The sequence below is a fragment of the Enterobacter sp. E1 genome, from assembly GCF_016809815.1.
In the GTDB taxonomy this organism is placed as follows: domain Bacteria; phylum Pseudomonadota; class Gammaproteobacteria; order Enterobacterales; family Enterobacteriaceae; genus Enterobacter; species Enterobacter adelaidei.
The window spans coordinates 279,346-298,722 of record NZ_JAFBJM010000003.1 but is presented as its reverse complement, the minus strand read 5'-3'; the positions used below and the strand labels follow the sequence as shown (position 1 = coordinate 298,722).

Here is a 19,377-nt window from a genome sequence, read left to right as displayed (position 1 = left end):
GAATACATTCTTGAGAAGGCTTTAAAAATGAAGGGGGCAACTGTTACGAATAACAGAAGAAAGGTTCCCCCACCATGCTCCTCATTTAAAAGCGTGTTGCAGCGCCCTGGAATAAATGAGGCTTTCATTATCTATTCGACACTTTCGGGAGTGCTATTAATAGAAGATTCACCAGCTTAACGTAATTCCTGAACCTTATGATTCAAGGTAATTAAGTCTGACAAAATTCACCCTAACGGAGTGAATGAGTAAAAAGCACAATGCTTTTCCGTAAAGAAAGGAAAAGCGCGGGGATTGTTCGTTATTACCCGACAAAAAATAATAACGTCCGCGCTACCCTTCGGAACTACAAAGAAGAAAACAACCGTAGCTAAAGAACATACCCATTCTTTACGGAAAGACATTGCAGGGAGAGAGCGCCGCCTATGGGAAACGGCATTTTCTGGAGTGCGTATTGACATACGAAGGTGAAGTGATTCGAAACTCAACCCTTACTTACATAGTAACACAATAGTTATGCACTTGTCAAGCACATTATGCATAGAAAATGAATAATTATTCAATTTCACATACTGCGTATTCTTCGGCAATGTCGATTGCCAGATCCGCAAGTTCGGCGGTGAACCATTGTAATGACAGTGAAAACTCTTCGAGGTCGTTAGCCACGCGCCAGGCCTCTTCCGGGGTGATGGTGCTCCCTTCACGCTCCACCAAACGCGCTACAGACGTTTGCAGATGCTCAAGCGCTATGATTGCCTGATCCGTGTGTTTCACAGCTTCCAGAAGAGCGGAGCGCGTTCCTGATAGATGCGCCTGATTAACTAAAGATAAGGTCGGCAAATGCCAGTTATCTTCAAAGCTCAGAATCATAGTTTCAATGGTGCTGTATGTATTAATCATTATTGTTTTCCTTTTCGTCCTGGAATAAAAAATCTAAATCTTGAGTGTGATGTGATAAGCCGTTAGTTTGTGAATACCCGACCCAATCAGCATAGTTTTCTGCAAATAGTTGCCATTTTTTGAGATTGGATGAATCAACACGGTATTCACGGCGGCGGCGTGGCTTGTAATAAACACTGTCCGATGACGATAGAACATCCTGCAATAGTTCAAACTCTGATCCAGTTGGCACTGTTGGAGGGTGTTCTATTATTTCGGTATTCCATTCTCCTGGAATAGATTCTCGTGCATAATCTTTTAATGTGGTGGTGAACTTTTGTTTATTAGCTCTTGCAGCCTTTTCAATTCTGACAATGTTACTGCGTTCTCTTTTTCCCATTCATTCCTCGTATAGGGGAAACTCCCTTGTTTTCTCGTTAATGTCCATACTGCGTAAAATGCAAATAGCCAATAGATAGCGATGATCATAAAAGTTTCCCGATTGTTTGTTAGTGTTGCTTATCAGTTAGGTGTAGTGATAAAACTCACCGCATCATTAACGGTAATGTCGTAATACTTGCCGTGACGTTCCATAGTAATAACTGCGGCATCGTGCATTAATAACATCCAATACCGCGCCCCGCTTTCGCTTATTCCGACACCATCAGCAATGTGTTTAACTGTTGCTCGAATAGCTCCGCTTTCACGTTTAAGAGATGCGAGGTGATAATAAAGACGTTGGCAGGTGGTGTTACATTCGATTTGATGGTTTGAACACTCGTTCAATAGGTAAAGATTGGTCATTGTTCCTCTTAGGTTTGTTGTTGTCGTGCGTATGAATCACGCTTCATTCTCAAGTGTTGAATGGCGTATTCATTGATTAATGTTCCCTGGCTGTCAAACATCGCCAGATAAGGCAAATCAAAGTCATTAAATCCGGTAAACTGATCTGCATCGTTGTAGCGTTCCAAATACCACCAATCCCGGCTTTCATCTCGTGGCTTTTTAAACTCGAATGGGGAAACGGTTTGCTGTTTGGCTGGTGCTTTTCTTGCTGCTGATTTCTTCGTGAGCTTAGGTGTTGGCTTCACTTTTTCCGGCGCTGGCGCTTCCTCTTCCGGTGTTTCGTCAAACTCGCACATCGGATCGGCTGCTGACGTTAGTTGCTGTTCTGGCGGCGTGTCGTCTTTGGTACTGCCAAACACTGGATGTTTTAGACAATCCACCCAGACAGGATTTTTTGGCGTCCCTGCGTTACGCTCAAGCAAGAAAGAATCTGGTGTAATGTTGACTACAGTCCATTGATTAGATCGGCCTGACAGCGTGGTAACCACTAAACCAACTTGTTTTAACACCTTCAAACATCTTAGCGTTGTACTCTTCGAGATGTTGGCACTTGCTGCCAATTCTTCTACGTTGTCATGGTAGATCCCTTTATTCCCGCCACTGCTTGACGTGGTAAAGAATTGATAACGCTTGCGCATACGCGAGTATAATAATTTTGCATCGTTAGAGAGTTCCACACGCTCACCTGTTTTAAGGTTGGTTATGTGGCTTGCTTCGGATAATGCTTCTTCTGTACCAAAGTATCTGTAAATTTCTCCGTTTATAATGTCGGTCATGTTAGGGTGTATCCTTATTTGGTAGAACGTTCTCCGCTCTTGATTGATAATGAAAGTGTGATTGCAGCGTCAATTAACATCTCCTGCACTGTTACGCCTCGCGCTCGTGCCTCTTTAAATAAAGTGGTAAACACTTCATCCGGCAGTTTTACGAATGTCCCGGCTGGTTTTTTCTTTTGGATTTCGCTCATTCAGTTTTCTCCTTCTCGTTTAATTGTTAGTTGTGGTATTTGCCTGTTCAGCTTTCCATTGATCGTAAAGCTCGATCCCTTTACGTAATCTTTCGGCGTGTTCGAAATACCCTTGACGCTGTGCGGCTGCTCGCTGGCTATTAATTGCCTTGCGGGTCTTGTCTCCTGTTTTCAAAGCCTCGAAGACAAGTTCTGGATTAAAATACTTAATGTTGATTCTCCTTGCGTTAGATACACGGAAACACCATCCAGGGAGAACGTTAAAACGTTGCCTGATAGTGCGGTGTATTTTGGATTTTCGGGGTAGGCAGAGTGCCTAAGAAGATGACAGGATGAATGCTTTCATCACCCTACTTAGTTACTGTATCATGAAATGATTTAAATGTCAACAGTTATTTTTACCCATCACAGATCATAGCGCATTCTCCAGTTGTGAGCAAGCTCTAGCAATGACCATAAAAAGCGCTGTATCGCGTTACGTGAGGTTTGCATACACATGCACTACATTGGTATTACCAGCACTGTATAAAGCACCCTGCGGGCCTCCTGTAAAGCCTGGCGGCATACGGGCGCACCTCTGGCACTTACCCTACCAACCCCAAGAGCATTAGCACGAGAATAACGGTAGTTATTAGAGGGTTAATAGGTGATTGGTTGGTTGGCTTGGTGAACTGAACCGTAGCACGGTGAAAGTGAGCCTTAGCCGTGGGCTAACTTTGCATGGATGAAATGCGGAGCATGGAAGACAGGCAGAAGTTATGCCGAAAGAGATTGCGCACACGGCGCACTGATTCTGTGCCTCGTTTCACGAGGGGCGAAGCCCTGGCACAATAACAGACAGGTACGCTGTGCTGCGTCGTGAGCGGAACGGGGGGCGAACCGTAAGCCCCGTAAGGGTAGCGTAGGTGAGATTTCCCCTTGAGTGACGGCGAAGAGCCGCCAGCAAATGATCTTTGCGACAAGCGCAAAAATACAGATCCTTTAAAAGCTCTCTTTTATAAGTCGCTTTTAAAGTCTCTTTGTATAGGGTGCCAAACTGACACCAATCACAGCCCAATAAGTGTCATTTTGACACCTTTCCACTTTGAATTAGTGTCAATTTGACACCTATTCATGAGTACCATCCTGCTAAATGGTGCCATTTTGACACTAATCAACGTTAACCGTCATCCTGTACTGTCCATGCAACAACCAGAAGTAATTCTCATTAATTGGCATGTAATCCGCTGGTAATTGGCAGGTAAAGAAGCGCCATTCATACGGGGTAAAGTTGCCTAACTAACTAAGATAGTAACAATTGAAATTACCAGTCACATTGCGTAAAGCCTTGCGCCGGGCGGCTATCAGCGATCATTGTCCACAATGAGCACTTTCCAGACATGGGCAATTTTGCTTAAAGACTTTTGTTATAATGTAACAATTATTTTTCATGCCAAAACCCCGTTATTGAGAACCATTATCAAAAACTCAATTCACATCACCGCAAATGAGAATAGATCTCACTTACAGTGCAAATCCCTCCCGATTCGATACATTTTGGTAAAGTGAATTCTGTAACTTATTGATTTAAATAATTCAGTACACTTTTCCATCACCTCACTGTGCAAATAGGGGTAACTCCCCGTCATCGAAAATAAATCTCTTGACAGAATCACCGTTTCATGAATCATGGTGATAAATTTATTTTCATTTATTTTTCAATCACTTACTGATATTTGACGATTCTAGCGATTTCAGATCGGGGCCTGGCTTTTTGCCGTTAAGCGACTCAAGCAACCGCGCATCCATTTTGATCATTTTGTGCTCTTCTTAAATAAACGTATCGTGCAACATGTTGAAAATGATCAATTTCCGATCAATGATGATTTCAAGGAAACGAACATGAGGAGAAGCAACAAGATGAAAGGAATTAGCCAGGCGCTCAAGAGTGCAGACGAAGTTAAAGCAGTGGCGGCAGAGCTACAACGGAACGCCAGAAGCAACCTGTTTTATTGCTTGTGGGTGTTTATGTATGAGAGCGGCTTACGTATCTCTGACGTGCTCAAGCTCAAGTATGAGGATGTAGAGGAACAATCTCACCTCAAGGTGAAGCAGGAGAAAACCGGAAACGTGGTGAGGCCGAAGGTGACAGCCGCGATGCTCTCTGTCGTGGCACAACGCAAAGCAGAACAAGCGAAGATGCCTATAGCTACAGATTTCATTTTCAGTGCAGCCACACTACGCAGCAAAGGCCACGCTGTCACCCGTAACACAGTGTTTGCTGAATTTGGGAAGATGGGAAGGAGAGCGGGATTCTCTAACGTGGGATGCCATACACCACGTAAAAGCCGTGGGCGCGTGATGTTCGATGCTGGGGTGGCTATAGAGACAATCGCCCATTTCCTGGGACAAACAGATCCACGGTCAACGATGTATTACATCGGGTATGGTCAGGACGTGCAGGACGATTTAACAGAGGAGTTTTCTTTAGAATGGTGATCAACATGAAACGCTTGATTGTGCTGACGCTGGCGCTATTACCAACCCTCGCCCACGCAGGGATCACATTAACTTTGACGGATGAAGAGGAGACAGACAACGCGAAGATTTGCGTATACAGCAACGCCAATTACACGGAGACAGCGACGATCAGACCGTCCGAGCAGTGCAAATACACTAGGACATTCGAGGAGGATTAACTGTTTAAGAAAGAGTAACAGCCTGTCTCTTTCTGCCAATTAGTATCTGAATAGCAAAAAAGGATTCATTAATCACAGCCCCAACAAACACGGCTATTTAATGGTCTTCTCTTACAATTTGGTCATAACGTTCAACAAAAATAGAAATTTTTTCATTATTATAGGTTGCTAACCATTTATCTAACCCTTTTTCAAAAAGGGGAATGAAATCAACGTAATTAAAAAATACAATACCTGAATGAGTGCGCGTAGGGGTTCCAACTGGGGCAACGCTATAACTTATTCGTCTTTCTTTACCCTGTACAACCTTACGTGAGTTCAAGCTAGTCATGTGTAAAAGAGAGTGTCTTAATTCATAAAGTTCATTTGAACTTATGCCTAAGTGAGATAATTCACAGTATGTATCTAACCACATGGGAAACGCTTTATTTACATCACCATACTCAAGATAAGCTATAGTATCAATAAATGACATTAACAGTTTAATGCTAGATAAATAATGCTTATTGTTAAATAATAAATGTATTGGTTTGACATGATCATCAACCAATAGATCTTTAATCAAAAATTTATTTCCAACCAAATACTTGTCAAGATAGTCAGGCAAATCTTTAATCCCAGGTATGCTATTGGCCTCAAAATCACTTCGTCTAACTTCTTTGTCTGTAGAAACCGAGGCATCTACCTTAATCTGACCATCTACTACAGCAGTATAAATTACTAGAGGGTTAGCAGACGCATTCTTAGCAATTAAAGCCTGTTCAAAAACACGTATTGGATCACCCACTCTTGCCAACGCCAAAAACCTACTATTGGTAAGAAACTCAGAATCACCAAGTGATCTTGGATCTACTCCAAAATACTCACACCTTGGTAAATCAGAAAGTAGGTGGTTTTTTAGGTGCTTTATTTTTTCACTATCACTCCCACTCACTTTATGGACAGCTATACCCACATGTGTTATTTTTTCATCAGATGATGACGCAAAGTAAAATAAATTATAGATTTCTTCTAACATACTCTTCCCCATTTTAAGCCGCTCGCGCTAATTTTAATTATTCGTGCCTTATGCGTTAGCGACTGCGTACAGCACATCAACCAGCTTTACGGCGTCCACATCATTCCATGTCCAATAAGATGATAATTGATGGTGGTTATCGCTATCAGGTTTCCCTAAAACGCCTTGCACTATTGCTTGATGATCCTGGGATGCAGTAACGCGCACACTGTTTGCCATTTGTATGAAGTAGGTAATCCCTTTGAGGCCGTCACGCTCTATCTTTTTCTTATGTGTGTCTACGTTTTGGGATGTGACAGTGATCTGCATAGTCTCTTTTCTCTGATGGTTAGGATTAATCTCAGGTTATCCAGCACACTGAAAATGTGCAACTCAAAGATTCTGGATAATAGAAGCCATAAAGCCCCGTTGGTGATACAGCAACAAGCGGAGCGTAGCGACTTCATCAGACTGTCAGAGGGATCACACCTTATCAGGATAACCGTGTACCCTTGCGGGAGCGTGGCTGAAACGCTGATAGAGCCTACATGTCGTTTGTAGGTACGTTATCACCATAAACCTGTTTACGTGGCTCATAGGGCCACACATCGGGCTTGAATGCGTGTGATCAGTCTGGTGTAAGAGACAATGCCCGGATCAGGCTTTTCCTTCACGTTGTGCTATCGCGGTGTGAGGACTACAACTGCCGCCGCCGAATAGTTATACTCTTACTTCCATAGTAACTATCCGTGACAACTAACAATGTACCTTGTGTTGGTAAATCGTCGTTCAATGGTAGAACGAACACGACAACTTATGTTAAGTAAGTTGTTGAAAGCAAAACGAGTCTTATTGAAGTTTTGCCACAAGGGGAGAGATCTGGAGCGGGCGAAGGGAATCGAACCCTCGTATAGAGCTTGGGAAGCTCTCGTTCTACCATTGAACTACGCCCGCTTTGAGGTGCGTATGGCATTATAGACCTTACGCACCTTCATACAAGCCTCTTCACAACTAAATGGCGATAAAATAATCACTTAGCACTTCGGTTTGCTACCAGGAGCCGGAAGATAACGCTGCGGATCGATGGCCGTCGCCTTATAGCGGATCTGGAAGTGCAACTTAACCGAATCCGTACCGGTGCTGCCCATGGTGGCAATCTTCTGCCCTGCTTTGACGTTCTGCCCGTTGTTAACCAGCATCGTGTCGTTGTGAGCATAGGCCGTGATGTAATCTTCACCGTGCTTAATCATAATCAGATTGCCGTAACCGCGCAGCTGATTACCGACGTAAACCACCTTCCCTGCCCCAGAGGCATAAACCGGCGTACCGCGTGTAGCGGCAATATCAATACCCTTGTTGCCACCTTCAGAGAGTGAGTAAGGGGCGACCACTTTACCGCTGGCAGGCCAAATCCAGCAGCGCTGTCCAACCGGTGGCCATGACGATTGAGGCACCTGATAGGATGGCGTCACTTTGGCAGTTTTGCCCTTCGACGAGGATTTTTTACCAGAAGACGTTCCACCGCTAACCTTCAGTTGCTGACCCACCTCGATGGTGTATGGCGGAGAGAGATTATTTAACCGCGCCAGATCCTTCACGCTGGTCCCCGTAGCGCGCGAAATTCGATACAGGGTGTCCCCGCGCTTAACGGTATAGACCGAACCGGAATAGCTACCCATATCCGAAGATTTGCTCCCTGAACAACCTGCCAGCAATAGCGTTAGCATCAGGTAAATAATGGCGGTGATGGGATTTCTCGTCAGGCTTCCTGCAAACAAAACAGATCCTCGGTCAGCGTGAATGGCGCTCTATGATAACAGTCCGGATAGATATGGGTCAGCCCTTTTCCGCTCTGTGGGATAAACCGTTCGTATAAGAATGCCGTATAATGCCCCGGCTGATGGTGCTGAACCACTCGGCATTTTGGCACTGGAGCATGAATGAGTATTCAAGAACACGTTATTTTGGTAAATGACCAGGGAATGGTGATTGGCACTCAGGAAAAGTACGCCGCTCACACCTCGCATACCCCGCTGCATCTGGCTTTCTCCACCTGGCTGTTTAATGCCAAAGGCGAATGTCTGGTGACCCGACGCGCGTTAAGCAAAAAAGCCTGGCCGGGTGTCTGGACTAACTCCGTGTGCGGACATCCGCAATCGGGTGAAGAGACGGAGCAGGCTATAATCCGACGCTGCCGCTATGAGGTAGGCGCCGAAATTACCGATATCACCCCTGTCGCATCAGATTTTCGCTACCGCGAAATCGACCCTTCCGGGATAGTAGAAAACGAAATTTGCCCGGTATTTGCTGCCCGCATCACCAATAAAGTGACGATAAACGAAGGTGAAGTGATGGAGTATCAGTGGGTTGAACTGGACACGTTATTCAGCGCGCTGGACGCGACGCCCTGGGCGTTTAGCCCGTGGATGGTCATGGAAGCGACGACCGCCCGCGAAAAACTCAAAGCCTTCGCAGCACAATAAAAAAGCCCCTTTCGGGGCTTTTTTTACATCTTAACGCCTTATTTCACCGGTCGCATCGCCGGGAACAGGATTACGTCACGGATGGTGTGGCTGTTAGTGAACAGCATCACCATACGGTCGATACCAATACCCAGACCTGCAGTTGGTGGCAGGCCGTGCTCCAGCGCAGTCACATAGTCTTCGTCGTAGAACATCGCTTCGTCATCGCCTGCCGCTTTCGCGTCAACCTGATCCTGGAAGCGCTGAGCCTGATCTTCCGCATCGTTCAGCTCGCTAAAGCCGTTGCCGATTTCACGGCCACCGATGAAGAACTCGAAACGGTCAGTGATTTCCGGGTTCACGTCATTACGACGCGCCAGCGGAGAAACTTCTGCCGGGTATTCGGTGATGAAGGTCGGCTGAATCAGGTGCGCTTCGGCCACTTCTTCGAAGATCTCGGTCACGATACGGCCCAGACCCCAGCTCTTCTCAACCTTGATACCGATGCTTTCAGCGATCGCTTTCGCAGAGTCGAAGTTATCCAGATCGGCCATGTTGGTTTCCGGACGGTATTTCTTGATCGCTTCGCGCATAGTCAGTTTTTCAAACGGCTTACCGAAGTCGAACACTTCTTCACCGTAAGGGACCTGCGTGGTGCCCAGAATATCCTGTGCCAGGGTACGGAACAGCGATTCAGTCAGCTCGATCAGATCTTTGTAATCCGCATACGCCATATAGAGTTCCATCATGGTGAACTCTGGGTTATGACGAACGGAGATACCTTCGTTACGGAAGTTACGGTTGATTTCAAACACGCGGTCGAAACCACCCACCACCAGACGCTTCAGGTACAGTTCCGGCGCGATACGCAGGTACATGTCCAGGTCCAGGGCGTTGTGATGGGTGATGAACGGACGTGCAGACGCACCGCCAGGGATCACCTGCATCATTGGGGTTTCCACTTCCATAAAGTCGCGGTTAACCATGAACTGGCGGATACCGGCCATGATCCGGGAGCGAATTTTGAAGGTATTGCGGGATTCATCGTTAGAGATGAGATCCAGGTAACGCTGACGATAACGCGCTTCCTGATCCTGCAGGCCGTGGAATTTGTCCGGCAGCGGGCGCAGGGCTTTGGTCAGCAGACGCAGTTCGGTGCAGTGGATAGACAGTTCACCGGTCTTAGTTTTGAACAGTTTACCTTTCGCGCCCAGGATATCGCCCAGGTCCCATTTCTTGAACTGCTCGTTGTAGATGCCTTCTGGCAGATCGTCACGGGAAACGTACAACTGAATACGGCCGCCAACGTCCTGCAAGGTCACGAAAGAGGCTTTACCCATGATACGACGGGTCATCATACGGCCTGCCACTGACACTTCTACGTTCAGAGCTTCCAGCTCTTCGTTCTCTTTACCGTCGAAATCAGCGTGCAGTTGGTCTGAGGTATGGTCACGACGAAAATCGTTCGGGAACGGCACGCCCTGCTCACGCAGTGCTGCCAGCTTCTCGCGGCGGGTTTTCAGTTCGTTGTTAAGATCGACTACCGCGTCAGCGCCCTGTGCTTGTTGTTCAGACATGTTGGTTCCTCATAACCCTGCTTTCAAACTTGCTTCGATAAATTGGTCCAGGCTGCCATCCAGCACCGCCTGCGTGTTGCGGGTTTCAACCCCGGTACGCAAGTCTTTGATGCGGGAGTCATCGAGGACATAAGAACGGATCTGGCTGCCCCAACCGATGTCAGACTTGTTATCTTCCATCGCCTGTTTCTCAGCATTTTTCTTCTGCATTTCCAGTTCATAAAGCTTCGCTTTCATCTGCTTCATGGCCTGGTCTTTGTTTTTATGCTGGGAACGGTCATTCTGGCATTGCGTTACCAGCCCGGTTGGAATGTGGGTGATACGCACCGCAGATTCTGTACGGTTAACGTGCTGACCACCCGCGCCAGATGCGCGGTAAACGTCAATACGCAGGTCAGCCGGGTTAATTTCGATATCAATATCTTCGTCAACTTCCGGGTAAACGAATGCAGAACTAAAGGAGGTATGACGACGTCCACCGGAGTCGAACGGGCTCTTACGTACCAGGCGGTGAACGCCGGTTTCAGTACGCAACCAGCCGTAGGCGTAATCGCCAATAATTTTGATGGTCACGGATTTCAGACCCGCAACTTCACCTTCAGATTCTTCGATAATTTCGGTTTTGAAGCCGCGTGCTTCTGCCCAACGCAGATACATACGCGTCAGCATACTGGCCCAGTCCTGCGCTTCAGTACCGCCAGAACCGGCCTGAATATCGAGATAGCAGTCAGCGCTGTCATATTCGCCGGAGAACATGCGACGGAACTCAAGCTGCGCCAGCTTCTCTTCCAGAACTTCGAGTTCTGCCACGGCTTCGTTAAAGGTTTCTTCGTCGTCGGCTTCTACAGCCAGCTCCAGTAAACCGGAAACATCTTCCAGCCCCTGAGCCATTTGATCCAGCGTATCTACGATAGCTTCGAGAGAGGAACGCTCTTTACCCAGCGCCTGTGCGCGCTCAGGTTCGTTCCAGACGTCAGGCTGTTCCAGCTCGGCGTTTACTTCTTCAAGACGCTCTTTCTTGGCATCGTAGTCAAAGATACCCCCTAAGAACGTCAGAGCGCTCCGTGAGGTCCTGAATACGGTTTTTTACCGGATTAATTTCAAACATGGTCTGTTTTCTTTTATGGACTTGTCAAAATGCGGTGATAAGAGCGGGATTGTACCGAATCCACGCCCTTTTTTATAGAGATTACTGCCGCTAAATTGGCCAGATATTGTCGATGATGATCTGGAGGCTGCGGTTACCGCGAAACTCGTTGATGTCCAGTTTGTACGCCAGCTCAACCTCGCGCACGCCGTTGTCCGGCCATATCGCCGTGTCAACATTGAAGGCAATACCATCCAGCAACGGACCACCGCCCACGGGTTCAACCATCACTTTCAGATGGCGTTCGCCGACAATACGCTGTTGCAACAGACGGAAACGGCCGTCAAACAACGGCTCCGGGAACATCTGCCCCCATGGACCGGCATCGCGGAGCATTTGTGCCACATCCATCGTCATCTCAGCGGGGGCAAGCTCGCCATCAGATACTACTTCCCCTTGCAACAGGGCCGGGTCGATCCAGTCGGTCACCAGCTCACCAAACAGACGCTGGAACTCATCGAATTTCGCCTCTTCCAGCGACAAGCCGGCTGCCATCGCGTGGCCACCAAACTTGATCATGAGATTCGGGTAAAGCGTATCAAGACGCTCCAGCGCATCGCGCATGTGCAGGCCCTGAATCGAACGACCGGAGCCTTTCAGCGTGCCGTCCCCTGCCGGGGCAAACGCGATCACCGGACGGTGGAAACGCTCTTTAATGCGCGACGCCAGAATCCCGACCACCCCCTGATGCCACTCGGGGTGATACATCGCCAGACCGCCAGGCAGCGTATCGCCACTCCGTTCAAGTTTTTCGCACAAGGTCAGCGCTTCTGCCTGCATTCCCTGCTCAATCTCTTTACGGGTCTGGTTCAGAGCGTCCAGTTCATTGGCAAGAACGCGCGCTTCACCAATATTGTCGCAAAGCAGCAGAGCGACACCAACGGACATATCGTCCAGCCTTCCGGCTGCGTTCAAACGCGGTCCGATGGCAAAGCCCAAATCACTGGCCGCCAGTTTGAGCGGGTCACGGTTGGCAATCTCCAGCAAGGCCTTAATTCCCGGACGGCATTTGCCCGCCCGGATGCGGCTTAAACCCTGCCAGGTCAAAATACGATTATTGGCATCAAGCGGCACCACGTCCGCAACTGTTCCCAGCGCCACCAGGTCGAGATACTCGGCGAGATTGGGTACGGCAATCCCGCGGGAGTCGAACCAGCCTTTATCACGCAACAGCGTACGCAGCGCCAGCATCAGATAAAACGCCACCCCCACACCCGCCAGTGATTTCGACGGAAAATCGCAGTCGCGTAGGTTTGGGTTGATGATCGCTTCCGCCGCAGGGAGTGTGTCACCCGGCAGGTGGTGATCGGTGACCAGTACCGGGATCCCAAGCTTATGGGCATGATCGACGCCCGCATGAGAAGAGATCCCATTGTCCACGGTCATGATCATCTGTGCGCCGCGGGCATGAGCCTGATCGACTACTTCCGGGCTGAGGCCGTAGCCGTCTTCAAACCGGTTCGGCACAAGATAGGTCACGTTATTGCAACCCAGCGCGCGCAGGCTGAGTACACTTAATGCAGTGCTGGTTGCTCCGTCTGCATCGAAATCCCCCACCACCACGATTCGCGTTCCTTCCAGAAACGCGTTGTAGAGCATTTCCACGGCTTTTTCGATGCCATTCAGCTGTTGCCAGGGCAGCATCCCTTTCACGCTCCGCTCAAGATCTTCAGCGGTACGCACGCCACGGCTGGCGTAGAGCCGTTTCAGCAGTGGTGGAAGATCGTCTGGCAAATCAATCTGCTCGGCCACCTCGCGGCGGCGCAATTTTATTGGGGCTTTCACGCGGATTATTTACCACCAAACTGTTTCTGGTGCGCGTCGAGGAACTCTTTCATCTCTTTTGGTCCCTGGTAACCTGGAACAACATAGCCGTTGCTCAGGACAATCGCCGGCGTACCGCTCACGCCAAATTGCACGCCCAGTGCATAGTGGTTGGCAATGTCAATGTCGCAGGATGCAGGTGTAACAGCTTTACCGTTCATCGCATCATCAAACGCTTTGTTGCGGTCTTTTGCACACCAAATAGCTTTCATATCCTGCTCTGGCTGGCTCTGCACGCCTGCACGTGGGAAAGCCAGGTAACGCACGGTAATGCCCAGCGCGTTGTAGTCTTTCATCTCTTCATGCAGTTTGTGGCAGTAGCCACAGGTGATGTCAGTGAAGACGGTAATAACATGTTTTTCCTGCGCCGCTTTGTAGACAATCATCTCTTTTTCGAGCGCGTTCAGGTTTTTCATCAGCAGCTGGTTGGTGACGTTTACCGGCTGCACGCCGCTCACATCGTACATTGGCCCCTGAATAATGTGTTTGCCGTCTTCGGTGACATACAGCACGCCGCTGCTCGTCAGCACCGTTTTCATGCCAGCAACCGGTGCTGGCTGAATATCGCTACCCGTGACGCCAAGCTTAGCCAGCGACTGTTTGATTGCGGCGTCATCCGCATGGGCGAAACCGGTAAATGAGGCTGCCAGCAGGGTGAACAGCGCAAAAGACTTTTTCATATTTGATCCTGTTACAATTCGTCGGCACTCACGCACGAGGGTGGTGCTGTTGGTGTAGCTGCCGCAGGCGTTCCGTCGCGACATGAGTATAAATTTGCGTCGTGGAAAGGTCGCTATGCCCCAGCAACATCTGCACCACGCGTAAATCAGCGCCGTGGTTTAACAGATGCGTCGCGAAAGCATGACGCAATACGTGCGGCGAAAGCTTTTCACTGTCGATACCCGCCAGTGTGGCGTAATGCTTGATGCGATGCCAGAACGTTTGCCGTGTCATCTGCTGCGCGCGCTGGCTCGGGAACAGAACATCGATAGAAGCACCATTGAGCAACCACGGACGGCCATGCTCAAGATACGTTTCCAGCCAGTAAACCGCCTCTTCTCCCAGCGGTACCAGCCTTTCCTTGTTTCCTTTACCGATTACACGAACCACACCCTGACGCAGGCTTATGTCGCTCATCGTCAGGCCAACCAGTTCAGAAACGCGCAAGCCGGTAGCATACAATAGCTCAAGCATGGCTTTATCGCGTAACTCCAGCGGCAGGTCAACTGCGGGTGACTGTAATAATCTCTCAACTTGTGCTTCGCTAAGATCTTTCGGCAGCCGCTGCGGAAGTTTCGGGGATGCCAGCAGCGCGCTGGGATCGTCTTCGCGAATTTTCTCACGATAGAGGTGCTGGAACAGACGACGCATGGCGCTGAGCAAGCGCGCAGAGCTGGTCGCTTTGTATCCCCCTTCCACGCGTTCACCGAGCAGTGCCTGAAGGTCGTCGCTTTGCGCGCTCGCCAGCGAGAGCTGCCGACGGGCCAGCCACTCAACCAGCATGGTGAGATCGCGCCGGTACGCACTGAGCGTATTCTCAGCCAGGTTTTTCTCCAGCCACAGCGCGTCGAGAAACTGTTCGATCAGTGCGAGATCCTTTTCCACATCAGCCCCTTTGATTCTGCAGTCAGGCCATTATGCCTGATTGCTACAGGTTTCTGGTACACTACGCGCAAAGTCAAAGCAAGAATTGAGATAGTTACGCGATGAATATTGGTCTGTTCTATGGTTCCAGCACCTGCTACACCGAAATGGCGGCAGAGAAAATTCGCGACATCATTGGCCCGGAACTGGTGACGTTGCATAACCTGAAAGATGACGCACTCACACTGATGGAGCAGTACGACGTGTTGATCCTCGGTATCCCAACCTGGGATTTCGGTGAGATACAGGAAGACTGGGAAGCTATCTGGGACCAGTTTGATACGCTCAACCTCAGCGGCAAAATTATCGCCATGTACGGCATGGGTGATCAATTAGGTTACGGAGAATGGTTCCTGGATGCACTCGGTATGCTGCACGATAAACTGGTACCGAAAGGCGTTACGTTTATCGGCTACTGGCCAACCGAAGGGTATGAGTTCACCAGTAAAAAGCCGATTATTGCCGATGGCGAGCTGTTTGTTGGACTCGCGCTGGATGAAACCAACCAGTACGATCTCAGCGATGATCGCCTGCAAACCTGGTGCGAGCAGATTCTGGGCGAAATGGCAGAACAGTTTAGCTAACGCACTTTACTCCTGCGTCGACTGTTGCAATAACATCCGGCGCAGGTCTCGCCACTCTGAAGCATCCATACTGTCAGCCGCCAACCACAGATGCTGACAACGCCCACCGTCCACATTGCGTAACCGTAACATCATGCCGGAGTTGAGCATCCAGGGCATCCCGAGAATATCCCACTCTTTACCCTGCCAGCGCAGGCGGGAATCCATCAGGAGTTTAATTTCTCCCTGACGGGCATTAATGCGACGCTGGCTGCGTACGCTGTCAAAAACGACAAATGACAGTAACAGCAGCCACAGAGGCGTATAGCTCAACGGCCATGGCATCAGTAATACAATGGCCGCAACCAGGCCGTGGAGCAATAAAGACATCCACTGAGAACGCCACGAGACGCGAAGATCAGATTGCCACAGGACCACGTTCCCGATTCCGTGTTTGAATTAATTGCACCATCCGTTGCAACTCGGTGTCGGCGGGTTTGCCGTGGTTCATCAGCCAGTTGAATAAATCTGGATCGTCAGACTCAAGCAGGCGAACAAACAGACGCTTATCATCATCGCTTAAGCTGTCATACTCATATTCGAAGAAAGGCATGATGGAAATATCAAGTTCACGCATGCCGCGACGGCATGCCCAGTGAATACGGGCCTTGTTGTTAATATCCATGTTCTGTTTCCTGCATTACGTTTGGCACAGTCGGTACCCCGTTCAGTGTTCTTGATTTCTCTACGGGGACACCAGCTAGTGTAACGTGTTTTTGACCGTTTCTTTACTGGAATCTTGCGATCTACAAGCAGGCTTCAAGAATAAACCCCACGAAGACAGCGGATTACACTATTTTGCGTGGCGTTACGCAGAACCGGTTTATGGCACAAATGGTCTGCTGAAAGCGCTTGCATTGCCAGCAGGCTCTTTTACCATTAGGCATTATCAAAGCGTTAAGCAATTCAGGATATCGTTATGGCATTTACACCATTTTCTCCTCGCCAGCCCGCCGCCTCTGCGCGTCTGCCGCTGACGCTTATTTCTCTTGATGACTGGGCGCTGGCAACACTCACTGGTGCCGATGCAGAAAAATACCTGCAGGGTCAGGTGACCGCCGATGTCAGCCAGATGACTGAACACCAGCACCTGCTGGCCGCACATTGCGACCCTAAAGGCAAAATGTGGAGCAACCTGCGTCTCTTCCGCCGTCAGGACGGCTTTGCCTTTATTGAGCGCCGTAGCCTGCAAGACGCCCAACTCAAAGAGCTGAAAAAGTACGCCGTCTTTTCCAAAGTCACGATTGCCCCGGACGACGAACATATCCTGCTGGGTGTGGCGGGTTTTCAGGCGCGTGCCGCGCTGAAAAATCTGTTCAGCGAATTGCCCGATGCAGAAAAACAGGTGGTCAGCGAAGGTGCTAGCTCTATCCTGTGGTTCGAACACCCGGAGGAGCGTTTCCTGTTAGTAACGGATACCGCCACAGCAGAGCGCGTGACCGAGGCACTACGCGGTGAGGCTCAGTTCAACAACAGTCAGCAGTGGTTGGCACTGAACATTGAAGCAGGTCTGCCGGTGATTGACGCAGCAAACAGCGCGCAGTTTATTCCTCAGGCAACCAACCTCCAGGCTCTGGGTGGTATCAGCTTTAAGAAAGGCTGTTACACCGGCCAGGAGATGGTGGCTCGTGCAAAATTCCGCGGGGCAAACAAACGTGCGCTGTGGACACTGGCGGGTCATGCCAGCCGTGTACCTGAAGCGGGCGAAGATTTAGAGCTGAAGATGGGTGATAACTGGCGCCGCACCGGCACCGTGTTAGCAGCCGTACAGCTGGAAGATGGCCGTCTTCTGGTTCAGGCCGTTATGAATAATGACATGGAAGCCAATAGCGTGTTCCGCGTGCGTGACGATGCCAATACATTGAGTATTGAACCACTACCGTATTCGCTGGAAGAGTAATTCTGTATCGCCCGGTAGCGCTGCGCTTACCGGGCCTACAGATCCCGTAGGTCGGGTAAGGCGCCGCCGCCACCCGACAAAAACTACACCTGCCCCACGTACAAATAAATCGCCAGGAAGTGACACACGCTGCCGCCCAGTACAAAACCGTGCCAGATAGCGTGGTTGTAAGGGATACGCTTGCAAACGTAGAAAATCACGCCCAGCGAATAAACCACCCCGCCAACAGCCAGCAATGTTACCCCACCCGCCGCCAGTTTGATTGCCAACTGATAAACCACAATCAGCGACAGCCAGCCCATCGTCAGATAGGTCACCAGTGACAATATCTTAAACCGGTGGGCAATCGTCAGCTTAAACAGGATCCCCAGCAGTGCCAGGCTCCAGATAACAATCATCAGGCCGCGGGCGAGCGGTGAATCGAGCCCCACCAGCAGAAAAGGCGTATAGGTACCGGCAATAAGAAGATAGATGGCACAGTGGTCAAATTTCTTAAGCCACATCTTGGCCCGTTGATGCGGAATTGCGTGATACAGCGTAGAGGCCAGAAACAGCAGGATCATACTCCCGCCATACAGGCTATAGCTGGTAATGGCCATCGCGCTGGCATTGGTGTCTACCGCCTGCACCAGCAATAATACTAAACCGACAATCCCAAACACCAGGCCAATGCCGTGGCTGATGCTGTTGGCTATTTCCTCAGCCAGCGAATATCCCTGTGCGATTAATGGTCTGCTCGCCATACAAAACTCCGGGAAAACAAAAGATGATTATTCATCGCAAGACTATGCTAACTGAGAATGATTCCAGTGAACACCTGTTAGCTAAAATATTTTCATCATGATTTTTTGTATATAAAAATCATATACATAAATAATTTATTCACCTAACATTTGTTCACATAAAAATTTAATCATTATGAATCAATAGCATAAAATTGGATCCTGCAATCTGGCTGCATGTTATGATGGACGGATGAGGTCTGAATGAGAGTTTTGCCATTGTGACTATGTTCACCCACACCGCCATTGCCAGTCTCAATAATCTGGAGATGATGGTCTACAACTATGTCATTAAAAATCGTGACAAAGTCATGTACATGACCATCCGCGAGCTGGCGGACGCGGCTGGTGTCTCAACCACTACGATCCTGCGCTTTTGCCGCAAGCTCAACTGCGAAGGTTATTCTGAATTTCGCGTACGCTTCAAACTCTATCTGGAGCAAAACGAGCCCCAGCAGGCAAACTTCGGTACCAGCGAAATTATCAGCTTCTTTAAAAGCGTGAATAATGAAGAGTTCGATGCGTTATTAGATAACGCGGTAGATATTATTTTGTCTTCTGAGCGAATTATATTTGTCGGCGCGGGTACGTCAGGCTCTCTGGCAAAATATGGCGCACGTTTCTTTTCAAATATTGGTAAATTCAGCAACCATATCGACGATCCTTATTTCCCGGTCACCAATGATATGGCTAAAAATGCGCTGGCGATTGTGCTTTCTGTCTCCGGTGAGACTGAGGAGATCCTGCGTTTCGCCAGCCAGTTCAGCCTGCATCACTGCAAGGTGCTCTCCATTACCAGCCACGAACACTCGCGTCTGGCAAAGCTGGCAGACTTTAATCTCTCATGGCATGTCCCCCAGACGCGTATTGGGGGCGTTTATGATATCACCACGCAAATCCCCGTTATCTATATTCTGGAATCTCTCGGCCGCAAACTGGCGAAGAAATTGACAGAATAAAACACCCTGTTTTTTTGATGTGACAAATCACATTTCACACAAATTGTTATATCGTGACATTTAATTTCACTTTGCTAGACTCGAAATCAATA

General features: G+C 49.0%; 22 protein-coding genes and 1 tRNA gene. 6 read left to right on the top strand and 17 right to left on the bottom strand.

Annotated features, from left to right (window positions below):
* Positions 1–555: 555 nt before the first annotated feature.
* The 5 genes from JGF26_RS10505 to JGF26_RS10485 form a co-directional block, all read right to left on the bottom strand.
* Positions 556–900 (bottom strand): hypothetical protein, encoded by a 345-nt coding sequence (locus JGF26_RS10505; protein ID WP_134707904.1) that lies wholly within the window; start codon positions 898–900, stop codon positions 556–558.
* On the bottom strand, positions 893–1,279 hold the full coding sequence (locus tag JGF26_RS22395) for a hypothetical protein (RefSeq protein ID WP_238934189.1): 387 nt from the start codon (positions 1,277–1,279) through the stop codon (positions 893–895). The genes JGF26_RS10505 and JGF26_RS22395 overlap by 8 nt, the downstream gene beginning before the upstream one ends.
* A gap of 122 nt (positions 1,280–1,401) precedes the next feature.
* Entirely contained in the window at positions 1,402–1,683 is a 282-nt protein-coding gene (locus JGF26_RS10495) for a hypothetical protein (protein ID WP_134707905.1), read from the bottom strand.
* An 8-nt stretch (positions 1,684–1,691) separates the two neighbouring features.
* A complete protein-coding gene (locus JGF26_RS10490; protein WP_134707906.1) occupies positions 1,692–2,501 on the bottom strand; it encodes a winged helix-turn-helix domain-containing protein in 810 nt (269 codons plus the stop codon).
* Positions 2,502–2,515: 14 nt separating this feature from the next.
* Positions 2,516–2,692 (bottom strand): hypothetical protein, encoded by a 177-nt coding sequence (locus tag JGF26_RS10485; protein WP_167587183.1) that lies wholly within the window; start codon positions 2,690–2,692, stop codon positions 2,516–2,518.
* Between the two features lie 1,899 nt (positions 2,693–4,591).
* On the opposite strand from JGF26_RS10485, the gene JGF26_RS10480 reads away from it, so the two are divergent.
* Positions 4,592–5,170 (top strand): tyrosine-type recombinase/integrase, encoded by a 579-nt coding sequence (locus tag JGF26_RS10480; RefSeq protein ID WP_134708029.1) that lies wholly within the window; start codon positions 4,592–4,594, stop codon positions 5,168–5,170.
* On the top strand, positions 5,164–5,370 hold the full coding sequence (locus JGF26_RS10475; RefSeq protein WP_134707907.1) for a hypothetical protein: 207 nt from the start codon (positions 5,164–5,166) through the stop codon (positions 5,368–5,370). The genes JGF26_RS10480 and JGF26_RS10475 overlap by 7 nt, the downstream gene beginning before the upstream one ends.
* A 97-nt stretch (positions 5,371–5,467) precedes the next feature.
* Here the strand turns inward: JGF26_RS10475 and JGF26_RS10470 are convergent, their stop codons facing one another.
* The 4 genes from JGF26_RS10470 to actS form a co-directional block, all read right to left on the bottom strand.
* On the bottom strand, positions 5,468–6,388 hold the full coding sequence (locus JGF26_RS10470) for a hypothetical protein (protein ID WP_134707908.1): 921 nt from the start codon (positions 6,386–6,388) through the stop codon (positions 5,468–5,470).
* A gap of 48 nt (positions 6,389–6,436) precedes the next feature.
* Positions 6,437–6,697, bottom strand: coding sequence for a hypothetical protein (locus JGF26_RS10465; protein ID WP_023300783.1), 261 nt, complete (start codon positions 6,695–6,697; stop codon positions 6,437–6,439).
* 550 nt (positions 6,698–7,247) lie between these two features.
* Positions 7,248–7,321, bottom strand: a tRNA-Gly gene (locus tag JGF26_RS10460).
* Positions 7,322–7,401: 80 nt separating this feature from the next.
* Positions 7,402–8,145 carry an amidase activator ActS gene (gene actS, locus JGF26_RS10455; protein ID WP_108090410.1) on the bottom strand — a complete coding sequence of 248 codons (744 nt, stop codon included), beginning with the start codon at positions 8,143–8,145 and terminating at the stop codon, positions 7,402–7,404.
* 162 nt (positions 8,146–8,307) lie between these two features.
* Between actS and idi the strand changes: the two genes are divergently transcribed.
* On the top strand, positions 8,308–8,850 hold the full coding sequence (idi, locus tag JGF26_RS10450; protein WP_128347292.1) for an isopentenyl-diphosphate Delta-isomerase: 543 nt from the start codon (positions 8,308–8,310) through the stop codon (positions 8,848–8,850).
* A 38-nt stretch (positions 8,851–8,888) separates the two neighbouring features.
* Here idi and lysS read toward each other — a convergent pair whose 3' ends face one another.
* From lysS to xerD, 5 genes are all read right to left on the bottom strand, one after another.
* Positions 8,889–10,406, bottom strand: coding sequence for a lysine--tRNA ligase (lysS, locus tag JGF26_RS10445; protein WP_028016946.1), 1,518 nt, complete (start codon positions 10,404–10,406; stop codon positions 8,889–8,891).
* A 9-nt stretch (positions 10,407–10,415) separates the two neighbouring features.
* A protein-coding gene (prfB, locus tag JGF26_RS10440; RefSeq protein WP_134707909.1) for a peptide chain release factor 2 occupies positions 10,416–11,514 on the bottom strand; the annotation gives its coding sequence in 2 pieces (ribosomal slippage) (positions 10,416–11,438 and positions 11,440–11,514; 1,098 coding nt in all).
* A 90-nt stretch (positions 11,515–11,604) separates the two neighbouring features.
* On the bottom strand, positions 11,605–13,338 hold the full coding sequence (gene recJ, locus JGF26_RS10435; RefSeq protein WP_134707910.1) for a single-stranded-DNA-specific exonuclease RecJ: 1,734 nt from the start codon (positions 13,336–13,338) through the stop codon (positions 11,605–11,607).
* A gap of 5 nt (positions 13,339–13,343) precedes the next feature.
* The gene (gene dsbC / locus JGF26_RS10430) at positions 13,344–14,057 is read right to left on the bottom strand and encodes a bifunctional protein-disulfide isomerase/oxidoreductase DsbC (protein WP_134707911.1); all 714 of its coding nucleotides are present in this window, start codon (positions 14,055–14,057) and stop codon (positions 13,344–13,346) included.
* Between the two features lie 28 nt (positions 14,058–14,085).
* Positions 14,086–14,982 carry a site-specific tyrosine recombinase XerD gene (gene xerD, locus JGF26_RS10425; RefSeq protein ID WP_024906583.1) on the bottom strand — a complete coding sequence of 299 codons (897 nt, stop codon included), beginning with the start codon at positions 14,980–14,982 and terminating at the stop codon, positions 14,086–14,088.
* A 101-nt stretch (positions 14,983–15,083) separates the two neighbouring features.
* Between xerD and fldB the strand changes: the two genes are divergently transcribed.
* A complete protein-coding gene (gene fldB, locus JGF26_RS10420; protein ID WP_134707912.1) occupies positions 15,084–15,605 on the top strand; it encodes a flavodoxin FldB in 522 nt (173 codons plus the stop codon).
* A gap of 6 nt (positions 15,606–15,611) precedes the next feature.
* On the opposite strand, the gene JGF26_RS10415 is transcribed toward fldB, so the two are convergent.
* A complete protein-coding gene (locus JGF26_RS10415) occupies positions 15,612–16,022 on the bottom strand; it encodes a protein YgfX (RefSeq protein ID WP_028016951.1) in 411 nt (136 codons plus the stop codon).
* The gene (gene sdhE / locus JGF26_RS10410; protein WP_010435322.1) at positions 16,003–16,269 is read right to left on the bottom strand and encodes an FAD assembly factor SdhE; all 267 of its coding nucleotides are present in this window, start codon (positions 16,267–16,269) and stop codon (positions 16,003–16,005) included. Before sdhE ends, JGF26_RS10415 begins: the two co-directional genes overlap by 20 nt.
* A 294-nt stretch (positions 16,270–16,563) precedes the next feature.
* Here sdhE and ygfZ point away from each other — a divergent pair, with 294 nt between their 5' ends.
* Entirely contained in the window at positions 16,564–17,544 is a 981-nt protein-coding gene (ygfZ, locus tag JGF26_RS10405) for a tRNA-modifying protein YgfZ (protein WP_134707913.1), read from the top strand.
* Positions 17,545–17,627: 83 nt separating this feature from the next.
* On the opposite strand, the gene JGF26_RS10400 is transcribed toward ygfZ, so the two are convergent.
* Positions 17,628–18,287, bottom strand: coding sequence for a hemolysin III family protein (locus tag JGF26_RS10400; protein ID WP_028016953.1), 660 nt, complete (start codon positions 18,285–18,287; stop codon positions 17,628–17,630).
* Positions 18,288–18,553: 266 nt separating this feature from the next.
* On the opposite strand from JGF26_RS10400, the gene JGF26_RS10395 reads away from it, so the two are divergent.
* Positions 18,554–19,285 (top strand): MurR/RpiR family transcriptional regulator, encoded by a 732-nt coding sequence (locus tag JGF26_RS10395; RefSeq protein ID WP_028016954.1) that lies wholly within the window; start codon positions 18,554–18,556, stop codon positions 19,283–19,285.
* Positions 19,286–19,377 lie beyond the last annotated feature (92 nt).

What these genes read in the sequence shown, in the direction of transcription:
- JGF26_RS10490 (WP_134707906.1), bottom strand. Translation starts at nt 2,501, where the DNA reads ATGACCGACATTATAAACGGAGAAATTTACAGATACTTTGGTACAGAA.
- sdhE (WP_010435322.1), bottom strand. Translation starts at nt 16,269, where the DNA reads ATGGATATTAACAACAAGGCCCGTATTCACTGGGCATGCCGTCGCGGC.
- JGF26_RS10505 (WP_134707904.1), bottom strand. Translation starts at nt 900, where the DNA reads ATGATTAATACATACAGCACCATTGAAACTATGATTCTGAGCTTTGAA.
- JGF26_RS10480 (WP_134708029.1), top strand. Translation starts at nt 4,592, where the DNA reads ATGAAAGGAATTAGCCAGGCGCTCAAGAGTGCAGACGAAGTTAAAGCA.
- dsbC (WP_134707911.1), bottom strand. Translation starts at nt 14,057, where the DNA reads ATGAAAAAGTCTTTTGCGCTGTTCACCCTGCTGGCAGCCTCATTTACC.
- JGF26_RS10495 (WP_134707905.1), bottom strand. Translation starts at nt 1,683, where the DNA reads ATGACCAATCTTTACCTATTGAACGAGTGTTCAAACCATCAAATCGAA.
- JGF26_RS10470 (WP_134707908.1), bottom strand. Translation starts at nt 6,388, where the DNA reads ATGTTAGAAGAAATCTATAATTTATTTTACTTTGCGTCATCATCTGAT.
- JGF26_RS10485 (WP_167587183.1), bottom strand. Translation starts at nt 2,692, where the DNA reads ATGAGCGAAATCCAAAAGAAAAAACCAGCCGGGACATTCGTAAAACTG.
- JGF26_RS10400 (WP_028016953.1), bottom strand. Translation starts at nt 18,287, where the DNA reads ATGGCGAGCAGACCATTAATCGCACAGGGATATTCGCTGGCTGAGGAA.
- fldB (WP_134707912.1), top strand. Translation starts at nt 15,084, where the DNA reads ATGAATATTGGTCTGTTCTATGGTTCCAGCACCTGCTACACCGAAATG.
- JGF26_RS10395 (WP_028016954.1), top strand. Translation starts at nt 18,554, where the DNA reads ATGTTCACCCACACCGCCATTGCCAGTCTCAATAATCTGGAGATGATG.
- JGF26_RS10465 (WP_023300783.1), bottom strand. Translation starts at nt 6,697, where the DNA reads ATGCAGATCACTGTCACATCCCAAAACGTAGACACACATAAGAAAAAG.
- idi (WP_128347292.1), top strand. Translation starts at nt 8,308, where the DNA reads ATGAGTATTCAAGAACACGTTATTTTGGTAAATGACCAGGGAATGGTG.
- JGF26_RS22395 (WP_238934189.1), bottom strand. Translation starts at nt 1,279, where the DNA reads ATGGGAAAAAGAGAACGCAGTAACATTGTCAGAATTGAAAAGGCTGCA.
- ygfZ (WP_134707913.1), top strand. Translation starts at nt 16,564, where the DNA reads ATGGCATTTACACCATTTTCTCCTCGCCAGCCCGCCGCCTCTGCGCGT.
- JGF26_RS10475 (WP_134707907.1), top strand. Translation starts at nt 5,164, where the DNA reads ATGGTGATCAACATGAAACGCTTGATTGTGCTGACGCTGGCGCTATTA.
- lysS (WP_028016946.1), bottom strand. Translation starts at nt 10,406, where the DNA reads ATGTCTGAACAACAAGCACAGGGCGCTGACGCGGTAGTCGATCTTAAC.